Annotated in this window: 12 protein-coding genes and 1 pseudogene; 9 read left to right on the plus strand and 4 right to left on the minus strand. The window is 40.3% G+C overall.

Features of this window, described 5'->3' with window-relative positions; genetic code table 11:
• Window positions 1–5 precede the first annotated feature (5 nt).
• Together gltX and MTF64_RS15200 are read left to right on the plus strand one after the other, a co-directional pair.
• Window positions 6–1,490, plus strand: a complete 1,485-nt coding sequence (gene gltX, locus MTF64_RS15195; protein WP_248451872.1) for a glutamate--tRNA ligase — start codon at window positions 6–8, stop codon at window positions 1,488–1,490.
• 161 nt (window positions 1,491–1,651) lie between these two features.
• Window positions 1,652–1,951 carry a hypothetical protein gene (locus MTF64_RS15200; protein WP_024033163.1) on the plus strand — a complete coding sequence of 100 codons (300 nt, stop codon included), beginning with the start codon at window positions 1,652–1,654 and terminating at the stop codon, window positions 1,949–1,951.
• A 4-nt stretch (window positions 1,952–1,955) separates the two neighbouring features.
• On the opposite strand, the gene MTF64_RS15205 is transcribed toward MTF64_RS15200, so the two are convergent.
• The gene (locus MTF64_RS15205) at window positions 1,956–2,348 is read right to left on the minus strand and encodes a hypothetical protein (protein ID WP_248451873.1); all 393 of its coding nucleotides are present in this window, start codon (window positions 2,346–2,348) and stop codon (window positions 1,956–1,958) included.
• 167 nt (window positions 2,349–2,515) lie between these two features.
• Between MTF64_RS15205 and MTF64_RS15210 the strand changes: the two genes are divergently transcribed.
• The 3 genes from MTF64_RS15210 (at window position 2,516) to MTF64_RS15220 (ending at window position 5,873) form a co-directional block, all read left to right on the plus strand.
• A complete protein-coding gene (locus MTF64_RS15210; RefSeq protein ID WP_096739166.1) occupies window positions 2,516–3,217 on the plus strand; it encodes a DUF3581 domain-containing protein in 702 nt (233 codons plus the stop codon).
• 324 nt (window positions 3,218–3,541) lie between these two features.
• Entirely contained in the window at window positions 3,542–4,792 is a 1,251-nt protein-coding gene (locus tag MTF64_RS15215) for a DEAD/DEAH box helicase (RefSeq protein WP_248451875.1), read from the plus strand.
• 55 nt (window positions 4,793–4,847) lie between these two features.
• Entirely contained in the window at window positions 4,848–5,873 is a 1,026-nt protein-coding gene (locus MTF64_RS15220; protein ID WP_096041243.1) for a sensor domain-containing diguanylate cyclase, read from the plus strand.
• Window positions 5,874–5,901: 28 nt separating this feature from the next.
• On the opposite strand, the gene MTF64_RS15225 is transcribed toward MTF64_RS15220, so the two are convergent.
• Window positions 5,902–6,858, minus strand: a complete 957-nt coding sequence (locus MTF64_RS15225) for a hypothetical protein (protein ID WP_248451876.1) — start codon at window positions 6,856–6,858, stop codon at window positions 5,902–5,904.
• 259 nt (window positions 6,859–7,117) lie between these two features.
• Here MTF64_RS15225 and MTF64_RS19945 point away from each other — a divergent pair.
• Window positions 7,118–9,995 (plus strand): annotated as a pseudogene (locus MTF64_RS19945) (pitrilysin family protein).
• A gap of 87 nt (window positions 9,996–10,082) precedes the next feature.
• On the opposite strand, the gene MTF64_RS15245 reads toward MTF64_RS19945, so the two are convergent.
• Together MTF64_RS15245 and MTF64_RS15250 are read right to left on the minus strand one after the other, a co-directional pair.
• The gene (locus MTF64_RS15245) at window positions 10,083–10,397 is read right to left on the minus strand and encodes a helix-turn-helix transcriptional regulator (protein ID WP_248451878.1); all 315 of its coding nucleotides are present in this window, start codon (window positions 10,395–10,397) and stop codon (window positions 10,083–10,085) included.
• Between the two features lies 1 nt (window position 10,398).
• Window positions 10,399–10,806, minus strand: coding sequence for a hypothetical protein (locus MTF64_RS15250; RefSeq protein ID WP_248451879.1), 408 nt, complete (start codon window positions 10,804–10,806; stop codon window positions 10,399–10,401).
• 296 nt (window positions 10,807–11,102) lie between these two features.
• Here MTF64_RS15250 and MTF64_RS15255 point away from each other — a divergent pair, with 296 nt between their 5' ends.
• From MTF64_RS15255 to MTF64_RS15265, 3 genes are all read left to right on the plus strand, one after another.
• The gene (locus tag MTF64_RS15255; protein WP_248451880.1) at window positions 11,103–12,032 is read left to right on the plus strand and encodes a diguanylate cyclase; all 930 of its coding nucleotides are present in this window, start codon (window positions 11,103–11,105) and stop codon (window positions 12,030–12,032) included.
• A 124-nt stretch (window positions 12,033–12,156) separates the two neighbouring features.
• Entirely contained in the window at window positions 12,157–12,975 is an 819-nt protein-coding gene (gene cysE / locus MTF64_RS15260) for a serine O-acetyltransferase (RefSeq protein ID WP_004586131.1), read from the plus strand.
• Between the two features lie 42 nt (window positions 12,976–13,017).
• A complete protein-coding gene (locus tag MTF64_RS15265; RefSeq protein WP_248451881.1) occupies window positions 13,018–13,698 on the plus strand; it encodes a hypothetical protein in 681 nt (226 codons plus the stop codon).
• Window positions 13,699–13,707 lie beyond the last annotated feature (9 nt).

Here is a 13,707-nt window from a genome sequence, read left to right on the forward strand (position 1 = left end):
TTATCATGACAATCCGTACTCGTGTTGCCCCATCTCCAACAGGTGACCCGCATCTTGGCACCGCTTATATTGCTTTATTTAACTACTGTTTTGCTAAACAACAAGGCGGCGAGTTTGTGCTTCGTATTGAAGATACAGACCAAGTTCGTAGCACGCCAGAGTCAGAACAAGCGATTATGGATAGCTTACGTTGGTTAGGTCTTGAGTGGGATCATGGCCCTGACGTAGGTGGTGAATTTGGCCCTTACCGTCAATCAGAGCGCAGCGATTTATACAAAAAATACGCACACCAATTAGTTGAGCAAGGTAAAGCATTTTACTGTTTTGCAACCAGCGAAGAGCTTGACCAAATGCGTGAAGAGCAAATGGCAGAAGGTCTGCGCCCTAAATACGACGGCCGTGGCTTAAACCTCCCCGAAGATGAAATTAAAGCAAACCTAGCCGCAGGCAAGCCTTACGTTATACGTATGAAAATACCAAGCGAAGGCACTTTTAAATTTAACGACTACCTACGCGACGAAATTGAGATCCCGTGGGAAAACGTAGACATGCAAGTGCTATTAAAAGCCGATGGATTCCCTACGTACTTTTTAGCAAACGTAGTGGATGACCACCACATGCAAATAAGCCATATTTTCCGTGGCGAAGAGTGGATTAACTCAGCACCTAAACTATTAAAACTTTACGAAGATTTAGGTTGGGAAGCACCCGTACTAGGGCATTTACCACTACTGCGTAATCCTGATAAATCAAAGCTTTCTAAGCGTAAAAACCCAACTTCTATTAATTACTATAAAGAAATGGGTTACCTACCAGAGGCCGTGCTTAACTACTTAGGCCGTATGGGTTGGTCAATGCCAGATGAGCGTGAAAAATTCACTCTTAACGAGATGATTGAACACTTCGATATGAAGCGTGTATCACTTGGTGGCCCAGTATTTGATGTTGATAAGCTAAGCTGGTTAAACGGCATGTGGATCCGCGAAAACCTAACAGACGAAGAGCTTGTACAGCGCTTTGTTGATTGGAAGTTTAATGGCGAAATGCTAGCTAAAGTATTACCAGAAGCTAAAACGCGCATTAATACGCTTTCGGACATGGTTGATTTAGCAGGGCATTTTGTAGGCGGCATTCCAACTTACGACCCAGCACTGTTAACGGCGGGCAAAGCTGACGAAAACGTAATACGCCAAGCGCTACAGTTTTTTGTATGGCAGCTTGAAGGTTTGCGTAGTTTTGATAAGCCAGCTATTTTTGCCATTGCAAAAGAAGTTGCTACATTCCACGAGCTTAAAATTAAAGACTTTTTAGAGCCAATATTTGTAGCAATCACGGGTAAAACGTCTTCAACGTCAGTACTTGATGCAATGGAAATTTTAGGCTCAGACTTATCACGTGCGCGTTTACGTGTAGCGCTTGCTCATTTAGGCATTTCTAAAAAGCAGGCTAAAAATATTGAGCGTGCGTACCGCACATACCCAAGTGCATAATCTTTAGTCGTACTTTATAAAAAGCCGAGCTTATTAATTAAGCTCGGCTTTTTTGTTTCAGGCCGTTTGGCTATATGTCATCGCGTTTTGATATTGTTTAGCGCAAGCAGTGGCGCTTTAGCAAGTGCTACAATGCTGCATGTAAATTAAAAGGAGGCAGCATGATTGCACCTGTAAAAAACAAAGCTTTATTTAGCAGTAATGCCTTTTCAATAAACCTAGTTACTTACCCTACACATCACAGTGTGATGAACCATATAGATCCAGTACAGCAAGGGCGCTACTACAAACTTAATTTTGTACTAGTAAAACCTAAAGCTGGTGGGGTTTTTAAATGCTCAAAATGCATTATTAATTGGTTTAACCGGGTGTATTTATTTAGACCCGACAAATACGAGCATAGCGTTTCTAAAATTGAGTCGGGAAAGCGCGTACTACTTAGCTTTGCGCTTAATATATAATTTATTAATAGTCGTAGGCCTGTCCGCTGCATAAAACAGACAGGTCACAATACGATACAGAGATTTCGCTACAAGAATTTATAGTAAAGGCGTTACCGCCTCTGCGCATTGCATCTGCTTTAAGTAAATCTATAGCATTTGATTTTAAGCGATTGTAGCTTATATTATTGTCGCCTCTACCGTCGCCATTGCAGCTTTCGCCTTCAATTCGGCCTAAAAGTGTGGCGCCACTTTCGTGTGCTTCTTGATCGCTATAAAACTGTTGTAAATCTCGTTTTTTAACGTACGTACTAATTTCCTCAGATAAAACATCGTTATCTATATCGGTATGAAAAGTCACGCTAGAACATCCAGCCAAAGTAGTGAGTACGCTTATTACTGCAAAAACACGTAACATAATAATTAGTCCCTTATTTAGTTTGGTACCTAAATTACTAACTAAAACAGGTGTGTGCAACATTTACTCTTAAGTTAATTGTATGAATTTGTAAGTGATTCGACCTCTCTTTAAATTTTTTCTGGTAGTATGGGCAGGTTATAAGCAGTTTAAGCAGTGAACAATCTATGTTAAGTCCTTACTTTCAGCAGCATGCTGATTATGTTTCTATCTCTCGTGAGCAAGGGTGTCGTTTCGCAAAGTGCGTTGCCGATGATTACAACCCACTTCATGACAAAGATGCCAAAAAGTTTTGCGCGCCAGGAGACTTACTTTTTTCTTTAGTGTTAGACCGCTACGGTATAAGTGAGCGAATGGAATTTACCTTTGCCGGTATGGTTGACGAAAACACCAAACTTAACTTCCCAGAAGGGGATGATGAGTTTGATGTAACCAACGGCGACAAAGTAATTTTAAAGGTAAAACGCGAAGGTAAAACCAGCAAATGCCCAACACTTACTAATAGCTTAATAAAAAATTATGTTGAGTTTTCTGGTGCTGCATTTCCGCACGTAATTATTCCGCTAATGGGTAAGCAAAATGTAATGATTAACCCAGCGCGCCCTATGGTTATTTACGAGTCGATGATCATTAACCTTGATAACATTAATATTCAAACGCCAACGCTTGAGTTTGCTGAGCCAAGTTTTGAGTACACGGGTAAGCGCGGCAAAATTACCTTGCGCTTTAATTTACTAGAAAACGGCGAAAAAGTGGGTTTTGGTGAAAAGCACATGGTGGTGTCGGGTATTCGTGAATACTGCCAAGCAACGGTCGATGACTTAATCGCATTTTATAATGAGCGCAAAGCCACCTTAAAACCGGTTTAACGTCATTAAATTATAATACCAATTCGCAATAATACTTAATCATTTTTAGGGGCTAAAAGTGTTGCTATCTGCATTAAAAAATTCTCATTTAGAACAACTAAATAGCGAATTTTTTGCCTAGCTATCAACACGTTTTTCTGTCCTCAAAATAGACCACTTAATTAAGCGGATTGGTATAAAAAGGGCGCTAAATACATTGTTATTTAGCGCCTTTTTTATTGGTTAGCGAATGCAGCTAGGCTGAATACTTTTCTGAGCTGGTTAATTTACGCAGTACCGTAATATGCGTACAATAGCGCTCTTTGTTATTTTAAAGCTAAGCCTATGTCTGCCACATCGTTCTCATCTCTTAAACTCGATTCGTTATTACTAACCGCAATTGAGCAAAATAATTACACCACGCCTACCGCAATTCAGGTTAAAACTATTCCGCACATATTAGCGGGCAGCGATGTAATGGGCAGCGCGCAAACAGGCACAGGTAAAACAGCCGCCTTTGTATTACCACTACTACATAAGCTTTTAAATACACCAAAAAAAGATGAGCCAGGCATAGCCCGAGTGGTTATTTTAACGCCCACGCGTGAGCTTGCTCAGCAAGTGTTTGCAAGCTTTGAAAAATACGCCCAAAGCACAAATATTCAAGGCGCTTTAGCGTATGGCGGTGCAAGTATTGGCCCGCAAATTAAAGCGCTTAAAACGGCGCAAGTGATAGTCGCAACGCCTGGGCGTTTACTTGATCATATTGTTAAAGGCAGTGTGGTGCTTTCAAGTGTTGATTCGTTAGTATTTGATGAAGCCGACCGTATGCTGGATATGGGCTTTATTGATGAAATAAAACGTATTTTGCGCCACATTCCAGGCGATCGCCAAATCTTATTGTTCTCAGCCACATTCGATGACAGCGTGTTTGAGCTGAGTAAAAAACTACTTAAAAACCCCGAGCTAATTGAAGTTGATAAACGCAACTCTGCTGCTGTAGAGGTTGAACAAGTTATTTACGCAGTTGATGAAGAGCGAAAGCGTGAGCTTGTATCGCACATGATTGGCATGAAAAACTGGCGCCAAGTGCTTATATTCACCCGCACTAAACAAATGGCCGATAAACTTGCCAAAGAAATGTGTAAAGATGGCTTAAAAACTGAGTCTATCCATGGCGATAAATCACAAGGTGCACGCGACCGTGCATTACAAAACTTTAAAGAAGGCACAACGCGGGTTTTAGTTGCCACCGATGTAGCTGCCCGCGGTTTAGATATTCCGGCGCTTAAATACGTAATAAACTTTGAGCTACCTTACATAGCAGAAGATTACGTACACCGAATTGGCCGTACGGGGCGCGCTGGCGAGCAAGGCCTTGCCATGTCGCTGGTAAGTATTGACGAGCAGTGGTTACTGGAAGAAATTGAAGTGCTACTGGATACCCGCTTAGCACCACAATGGCTAGAAGGTTACGAGCCTGATTTAAACAAGCCCCCTAAAGATAACCGTAAAAACACCAACAAAGCGCGTAAAGATCGCGATAAAAAGCGCATTACCGGGCAAAGAGCACCAAGTAAACGCCGCAGAAAGTAGCCTTAAACATATTTATTTGGCTATACTAAGGCCATTAAATAGCTGAGGTATAGTTATGTTTGAAACAGATCAATGGGCGTTTTCTGGTGTCGATGGCCAAATATCATTACATAAATGGCAAAAAACCATTGATCTTATTACGGGGCTTTTTTCGGCCCCCTCTGGTTATATAGTTCAGGCTACTAGTAAAGGTTATCGTGTAGTTATTAGAGCTAATGAAGGTGGCTCACACTTTGAAACCAACCCTATACTCCCTCCCGAAACTCCCTTATTTTGTAAATATGTAGCCGAAAACAACAACACTTTGTATGTTAGCGATACCCGCAGCGATACGCAGTGGAATACCATGCCCGAGGTTATTGAAGATGGCGTTGAATCCTACCTTGGCTTGCCAATTCACTGGCCTGAAGGTGAAGTATTTGGCACCTTGTGTTTAAAAGATTCAAAAAAAACCAGTTATACCGATGAATATTTTGAGCTAATAGAGCAGCTTCGTGATTTAATTGAAGACGATTTAGCCCTTATTTATAGCTTTGAGCAAATGCGCGAAATAGCCATGCTTGATCCGCTTACCAATATTTATAATCGCCGTGCACTTAGCTTACTTGCCCAACACAAACTTAATTTAGCGCTGCGTTTAGGTTTTGATGTGTGTTGCTTGTTTATTGATATAAACGACTTTAAAAAACTAAACGACACTTATGGCCATGAAATAGGCGATCAAGCGTTAATCCTCTTAGCAAATACCTTAAAAACACATTTAAGAGAGGCTGATATAGTAGGGCGTTTAGGCGGCGATGAATTTGTAGCAGTAATGCAAATTAGTGATAGAAGTAAGCTTAGCCATATTATTGATAAAATAAAAATTGAGTATAAAAACGCACTATTAGAAAACAACGTGTGCGCGCTGACACTTAGCATAGGCGAAAGTTTTACTAATAAACAAAAGCAACCTTTTGATACGTTATTAAATTTGGCCGATCACCAAATGTATAAAAATAAACAAGCGTACAAATTGGCTAAAAAGCATAATAATAAAAGTAATACACTTAAACATAGCAACAAAAAAGCAAGCCATTAGGCTTGCTATAAACGGGGATAATTAGGCTTTAAGCGATTTGTTTTTCGGCTAGGTTTAATTCCATAATGGCTTTTAATAAACGGTATAAGTTTATTGATGCGTCAATTTCTTCTTTACGGTTTGTTAAGCTTTCAATATTTAAGCCCAGTGGCACATCTAGGTGCGCACAACTTTTGAGTATTAGGTCGAGATTTTCTCGGCAAATACGTACAGATTCACTTAAGGTATTGTCTGCATCAAGCATGCGCCATTTAGTGGCCTCTGGCACTGAGATCCCCAACCATTGCATAAACTCTAAGGTTTTATCGCCACCGCATGGCGTAAACGTTAAAATAATCCGTTTTGGTGTAATACCTTGTGCTTTACAGGTACGCGCGTAACTTGTTATTAGCTCTATAGTTGCTTGCGCGTCGTAAACGGCTTGCGATATAAAAAACTGACAACATTGTGCTGTTTTTTCTATAAGGCGCTCGTGTTCATTTCGCTTACTTGAATGTCGCTCAGCAATGGTAACGCCCCCTAAAAAGAAGTCATCACTTTGCTCTGCCAATGTTTTATAGGCATCGGGCAAGCTTAGTTTTATATCACCTACCGATGAGGGGCTACCCACTAAAACGACATTTTTTAAATCGTAGTCGTTTTTAGTTTCATCCAACCAGCCTTTAAACTCCTCTACACCACGTTGTGCCACACTTTTGTAAGTAATGACATCTGGAGCAGATAAATTACGTAGTAAGTGGCTGTATTCACGTGGGTCTACAGTTTGTTTAAACGGAAATGGGCGTGCTTTATCTGTACGGCTACTTTCATCTTGAATGTCGTAAATTATCACGCCGTCGTATTCAATTTCGTGTAAGCGAGCAAGTAGTTTTTCTGCAATGATTTTTAGCTGCGCTTTATCAGTACCAATTTTAGGCGGGGTAGTACCAATAAGATAAACACCTTGATTGGTGTCTTCTATTTTTTCTTGTAGTGATAAAGCCATAATCCTCATTCCAGCTTAGTCCAATGTATGTAATTTAATATAGCAGCCATTTAGACGTCTAGATAGATTTATTTAGTGAAAGTTTTTCAATCAACTTGAGCTTTTTTCATACTTAAATGTTTTTAAAATGGGGAATTGACACAGTTGTTTACATTATAAATAGCCGATGGGCTCTTATATTTAGTGGCTTTGGGGCATAATCTAAGCGAGTTAGTATTAAACCTAATAACAAATTTGCTCAATTTAAAAAGGGACAACAATGAAATTTAAATTACTAGCAACAAGCTTAGCGGTATCGCTGGCACTAACAGGCTGCGCAACACAGCAAAGCGAAAACACCCAAACGGCACAACAACAGCAAACAACAAAAGCTGACGAACGTGTATTTTCGCAAGAGTACTTAATCGAAGAGCTTGATAACGGCTTACGCGTAATGGTTGTTAAAACTGATTACCCCGATGTCGTCTCGCTGCAAATTCCGGTATCGGTTGGCTGCGTAATGAAGTAAAAGCAGGTAAAACCGGTTTTGCTCACTTTTTTGAGCACATGATGTTTAAAGGCTCTAAAAAATTTCCGCAAGACGAATACACTGCCATATTTAAAAATGCAGGGGTCGATAACCGTGCTTACACCACTAACGATTACACAAACTACCATTTAAACTTTTCAAAGCAGCACCTTGATAAAGTACTTGAAATTGAAGCCGATATTTTTCAAAACTTAACCTACACCGAAGAGCAATTTAGAACCGAAGCGCTAACGGTTAAAGGGGAATATTTAAAAAATAACGCCAGCCCAATTCGTAAGTTATTGAGCGCAGTACGCGAAGAAGCGTTTGACACGCACACTTATAAACATACCACCATGGGCTTTTTTGAAGATATAGAAGCCATGCCAGATCAAATGGCTTACGGTAAAGAATTTTTTGATAAGTTTTATAAGCCTGAATATGTATCGCTAGTGATTGTGGGCGATGTTGACCCTAAAGCCACAATGGCTATGGTTGAAAACATTGGGGTGGCTGGGAAAAAGGCGATTACGTTGCCGATATTAAAGCTGAGCCAAAGCAGCAAGCACCTAAATATGTACATGAGAAAAACGAAGGTTTGCCTGGTCATTGGTTGCTTGTATCTTACAAAGGGACTGCATGGGAGCCTGCTAAAAAGGACAGAGCCGCACTTGATTTAATCTCACAGCTTTATTTTTCTAATAACTCCGATTTATACCAAGAGCTAGTGGTTGATAAACAAATAGCGAGTCAAATGTTTACCTATAACCCAGAGACAAAAGATCCTGGCTTACTGCATGTGTTTGTAAAAGTAGAAAACGAAGATGATTTAGCAAAAGCACGCGATGCTATTAACCGCACTTACGCAAAAGCACGTACCGAACTTGTTGATGAGCAAAAACTAAGTGATTTAAAGTCTAACCTTAAATACAGCTTTATTAACGGCTTAGACTCATCGCAAGCGATTGCATCAACCCTTGCAAGTTATATGCATTTTGAGCGCGACCCAGAGGTTATTAACCAGCTTTATAAATCGGCCGACAACATCACAGCACAAGACATTAAAGCTGTGGCTAATAAATATTTTGTAGATGACGCGCGTACTACCGTAACTATGTCGGCACTTGATAAAGCGCCAGGGTTTGAACAAGAAACAAGCTTAAACGCATTAGTAGCTAAGCGTGATAAAGCGCCAGAGGCACCCGTATTTAAAGTGCTTGATAAAACGAATAGCTCGCCGCTGATTGATGTAAACTTTTTATTCAATACTGGGGCTGCTGCAGACCCGCAAGGTAAAAAAGGGGTTGCTGCGCTCACCGCCGCTATGCTTGCTCAAGGTGGCTCGCAAAGTACGAGTTACAAAGACATACAAAAAGCGCTTTATCCGCTTGCTGGCAGCTTTGGTTATCAAATAGATAAAGAAATGCTGTCATTTCAAGGGCGTATTCATAAAGATAACGCTGCCACATGGTATGCGCTTGTAAGCGATCAATTACTTAACCCAGGTTTTAGAGATGATGACTTTAAGCGCCTTAAAAAAGAAATGATCGACGGTATTAAGTCGGGCTTAAAAGCCTCTAACGATGAAGAGCTAGGTAAAGAAGTGCTTTACAGCGCACTTTACAAAGGCCATCCATACGAAAGCTACAATTACGGGGATATTTCGGATTTAGAAGCACTAACGCTTGATGATGTAAAAGCCTTTTACAACACAGAGCTTACCCAATCTAAACTAACACTGGGTTTAATTGGCGCTGTGCCAAAAGCGCTTAAAGCAGAAATCATGAGCGACTTAGCAACCTTACCTAAAGGCGAGCAAAGCCGTTTAAGTATTCCTGATGCGCCAGAGCTTAAAGGTCACCATGCCACGATTGTAGAAAAGTCGGCTCAATCTACTGCGGTATCGTTTGGTTTCCCAATTGATACTATTCGCAGTAGTGAAGATTGGACAGCCCTTTGGCTGGTGCGTTCGTACTTTGGTGAGCACCGTAGTTCTAACTCATACCTGTATGAGCGAATTCGTCAAACACGTGGTATGAACTACGGCGATTACGCCTACATTGAGTACTTCCCACGTGGCATGTTTCAAACTAAGCCTGATGCCAACTTAGGACGCTCTGAGCAAATATTCCAAATTTGGTTACGCCCGCTGCGCTCTAATAACGATGCACACTTTGCAACACGTACCGCTTTGTTTGAGCTGGATAAGCTTATTAAAAATGGCTTAACCGAAAAAGACTTTGAAGCAACACGTAACTTTTTAATTAACTACGTACCGCAGCTTGTCGCAAGTCAAAACCGCCAATTAGGTTATGCACTTGATAGTGAGTTTTATAACACAGAGTCGTTTGTAAAATACGTGACAAGTAAACTTGAAAAGCTAACGCTTGCTGATGTTAATCGCGTGATTAAAGATAATCTGCAAACAGATAACGTACAGTACGTGTTTATTACCGGTGACGGCGAAGACATGAAAAAACGTTTAGTGTCAGAGCAAACATCGCCAATGGTTTACAACACAGAAAAACCAGCAGCGCTTGTTGCTGAGGATAAAGTCATTGCCGATTATAAATTAGCTATTCCAGCTAACAATATTGAAGTAATGGCAGTTGAAAAAGTGTTTCAGTAATTAATCTCTTTTTCTAACATATAAAAAATGCCCCAGTGCTTATAGCCTGGGGCATTTTTATTTAATTAATGCTATTAAAGCTTAATATTAGTTAGTCGCTAAAAGCACTGAGCCTGCGCCTAGAGCAAAGCTTATTAAGGAGCTAATAACAACCCCCGCTAAAAAGCTTTTAGTTGGCGTACTTTTAACGTCATTATTTATAGGCTCATCAAGTTTAATTAGCTCGCCTTGGCGTACTTCAAGTACCGCGCAAAGCGCCATAGTGGTTTCTTTAGAAGCGGCGCCTTCTTTTTCTACCCGTTGAATAGTCCGCAAACTTACATCGCAGGCATCTGCGAGCTGTTGCTGCGTCCAATCTAACTCACTTCTAAGCGATTTAACTGTTGTAGGATTTAATTGCACGTTAAAGCTTCCCTACAAATAGTTCAACAATTGTTGCCGTTGTATAGCCAAACACCGCCCCACCTAATGTACAGCCAGCAAGAAAAAATGCTGCCTTTTTAGGAGCGTCTGAAAGACTACTTTGAACTTGTTTGGCTATCACACTGCTATTTTTATAAAGAGTGCACTCCAGACGCCCCGTAAGTATATTAAGCATGTCAAATTTTACTTGGTACTGTGAACCCTCAAAAGCAAAAGAGTGCGTGCTTGCACAGTAGATAGTTCGTTTTTTACTAAATAGGTCATCGTTTACAAATACTTCTTCTTTACCAGTAAAGTAGCTTCCAAAACAGGCTATTTGATTGTCGCCATCTTGAAAGTAAAATTTATAACCAAGCTTTTTTGTATTCAATATATCGTTTTTCATCATCGTTATCCTTGTTGAGTTGATGATGCTAATTTAGCGTTTGTTTTTATTTTTTACGCCGTCAGTAGTATGCCAGTAGCTAGTTTGGCATATGACAGTAACCCTGTCATGCTGCTTTAGTATCTGATTTTTAATGTAAAAGTAAAATTTTTATATTTTTTATAGACTGCTTAGCTGTCATACGGAGTATTACTTCACATTAATAAATTATGCAACTAGCGTGAAGTAAAGTAACAATATTGTGTTAAAAAATTGTTATTGATTATACTGATTAACAACAAAGCTAAAATGGAAAGCTCGTGATTGACGATAAAGCGTTTTTTAAGTTGGTACTAGATACCACGCCCGACCAAGTAGTGGTTATTAATTCTAACGGCGACATAGTTTATATAAACCGAAGCTGGCAAAGCTTTGGTGAGCAAAACGACTGTGCTTGCTGTGATATGTGGGAGCAGCAAAATTACTTAGCAGAGTGTGAAAAAGCTGCGCAAAAAGGAGATAGCTTTGGTTTAAAGGCATTTAAGGGCATTAAATCAGTTATTTCGGGGGCTGATGACGACTTCTATTTAGAATATCCATGTCATAGTGAAGATGAAAAACGTTGGTTTATGATGCGAGTAGTGTCGTTTAGCCATACAGATAAAGCGTATTACGCTATTAGCCATCAAAATATTACCGAGCGTAAACTGGCTGAAGAGCAAGTACAAAAACTTGCCGCTATTGATGGCTTAACGGATATTGCTAACCGAGGCTTTTTTGATACCTTTTTAGAGCAAGAGTGGAATCGTTGTCAGCGTTTAGGTATGCCGCTTTCGTTGGCTATTATTGATATAGATGATTTTAAATTACTCAATGATACTTACGGCCACCAACAAGGCGATACATGCTTAAAAAGGGTGGCTAAAGTACTCAATGAATTTACTAAACGCCCAGGTGATTTATGTGCCCGTTTTGGTGGTGAAGAATTTGTTTTACTGTATGGAAATACAAACTCAGATCAGGCCTTGTTAGTATTGAACGATATTTTAGAAAAATTAAAACAGTTAAACATTGAAAATAAACATTCATTACCCAGCCAAACCCTTACAGTGAGTGTAGGCCTCACTACTATTACACCCAGTAGTGACTTTACCTGTGCGTATTTAATCAAAGAAGCAGACGATTTACTTTATAAAGCAAAAGATAAAGGAAAAGATGCTTTGTGTGTGAGTGATTTAGCACTCATATAATTTTTTTACTCTTAGTTATACCTAATAACCAGAACAAATAACTAAGGCGTTAACACCTTAGGCTTTAAATCCGTTAAACTTAGGAAAAGGCTCTTTTTATATCAATTTAAGGCAGTGTAGTATTATGCGTCATGAAATTTGGCAACAGCTTCGTAGTGAAGCGAATGAAGTTGTAACTCGCGAACCACTTTTAGCAAGTCATGTGTATTCATGCATTTTAAATCATGAGTGTTTAGGTTCGGCGTTAAGCTTTATTGTTGCTAATAAGTTGGCAGATGCTGTTGTATCGGCTTTTACAATACGTGAGTTATTCGACCAAGCGTTTGTAAAGTGCGACCGTATGCTTACCTATGTGGCCGAAGATATTAAAGCCGTTAAAGACAGAGACCCAGCAGCCGAAACCTACCTTACGGTTATTTTAAACTTAAAAGGGTTTCATGCTATTCAAGCGCATCGTTTAGCTAACTGCTTGTGGCAGCAAAACCGTAAAGAGCTTGCTCGTTTTATTCAAAGCCGAACCTCAGAAGTGTTTGGGGTTGATATTCACCCTGCGTGTCAGGTTGGTAAAGGGATAATGTTTGACCACGCCACCGGTATTGTTATTGGTGAAACTGCAGTAATTGAAGATAACGTATCAATACTGCAATCGGTCACGCTTGGTGGTACGGGTAACGAGCAGGGCGACCGTCATCCTAAAATTAGAGCCGGTGTGCTTATTGGTGCAGGCGCCAAAGTGCTGGGTAATATTGAAGTAGGCGAGGGCGCACGTATTGGCGCAGGTTCAGTTGTTTTAACCGCAGTACCGCCACATACCACCGCTGTAGGCGTACCGGCTAAAATTATTGGCAGACCGGATTGTCCGTGTCCGGCGCAAAGTATGAACCAAAACTTTTTAACCACACCAGAGCCTGAAAACGAATCACACACCAGCGCCATGCTCTAATAGCAGCCTGTATAAATAAAAATAATTTTAAAAGGAATTAAAATGAACAAAAATAGCTTATTAACACTAGGGATAGGATTTATTGCGGGTGTAGGTTTAACGTGGAGCTACTTTAATTTCTCTTCAAGTGACGCAACCCCCGCAAAGTCACAACATGCTGATACAAAGCAGCAGGCATCTTTTGTTCAGCCAGTTAAAAGCAGTGAAGCAACAGCAAAGCGTGTTGTACCCGCTGCCCCTGAACAAAGCGCTCGTATAGAGCAAAAAGATAATCCCTCTAGACCAGAACCACAACCGCTAGATGAGCTTCCTTTAGAAGAGCAAGTATCGCAGCTTAAACAGCAATTAGCAGCGCAAAAAGCCTTGATGAAAAACGCGGCGCAGCAGCTGCGTGCCCCCTCTGATGCACAAGCCGTTTTGCAAGCGCAATTTGATGAGCAAATACGTAATGAAGAGTGGGCTTATCAAACAGAAATAGCTTTACAAGATTTTTTACTTACCTCTGATCTAAGCTCTATCCCAGAGATTGTTAGTGCAGCGTGTAAAACCACCGTATGTAAATTTGAACTTGCTGCACCTACTGATAACGACTCGTTTGATCATACCCAATGGCGAGAGCTAAACGATAAGTTAATGAAGCAAGAGTTTTGGTTGCAATTTAAAAGAACAACCTCAACGTCAAGCGACACCGAACTCACCTTACTAATGGCCACAGAGCTTTAACTGAAAGAG

Source organism: Pseudoalteromonas sp. 2CM41L, from assembly GCF_023161905.1.
GTDB lineage: Bacteria > Pseudomonadota > Gammaproteobacteria > Enterobacterales > Alteromonadaceae > Pseudoalteromonas > Pseudoalteromonas atlantica.

What these genes read in the sequence shown, in the direction of transcription:
- MTF64_RS15265 (WP_248451881.1), top strand. Translation starts at nt 13,018, where the DNA reads ATGAACAAAAATAGCTTATTAACACTAGGGATAGGATTTATTGCGGGT.
- MTF64_RS15210 (WP_096739166.1), top strand. Translation starts at nt 2,516, where the DNA reads ATGTTAAGTCCTTACTTTCAGCAGCATGCTGATTATGTTTCTATCTCT.
- MTF64_RS15250 (WP_248451879.1), bottom strand. Translation starts at nt 10,806, where the DNA reads ATGATGAAAAACGATATATTGAATACAAAAAAGCTTGGTTATAAATTT.
- MTF64_RS15205 (WP_248451873.1), bottom strand. Translation starts at nt 2,348, where the DNA reads ATGTTACGTGTTTTTGCAGTAATAAGCGTACTCACTACTTTGGCTGGA.
- MTF64_RS15215 (WP_248451875.1), top strand. Translation starts at nt 3,542, where the DNA reads ATGTCTGCCACATCGTTCTCATCTCTTAAACTCGATTCGTTATTACTA.
- MTF64_RS15200 (WP_024033163.1), top strand. Translation starts at nt 1,652, where the DNA reads ATGATTGCACCTGTAAAAAACAAAGCTTTATTTAGCAGTAATGCCTTT.
- cysE (WP_004586131.1), top strand. Translation starts at nt 12,157, where the DNA reads ATGCGTCATGAAATTTGGCAACAGCTTCGTAGTGAAGCGAATGAAGTT.
- MTF64_RS15225 (WP_248451876.1), bottom strand. Translation starts at nt 6,858, where the DNA reads ATGGCTTTATCACTACAAGAAAAAATAGAAGACACCAATCAAGGTGTT.
- gltX (WP_248451872.1), top strand. Translation starts at nt 6, where the DNA reads ATGACAATCCGTACTCGTGTTGCCCCATCTCCAACAGGTGACCCGCAT.
- MTF64_RS15220 (WP_096041243.1), top strand. Translation starts at nt 4,848, where the DNA reads ATGTTTGAAACAGATCAATGGGCGTTTTCTGGTGTCGATGGCCAAATA.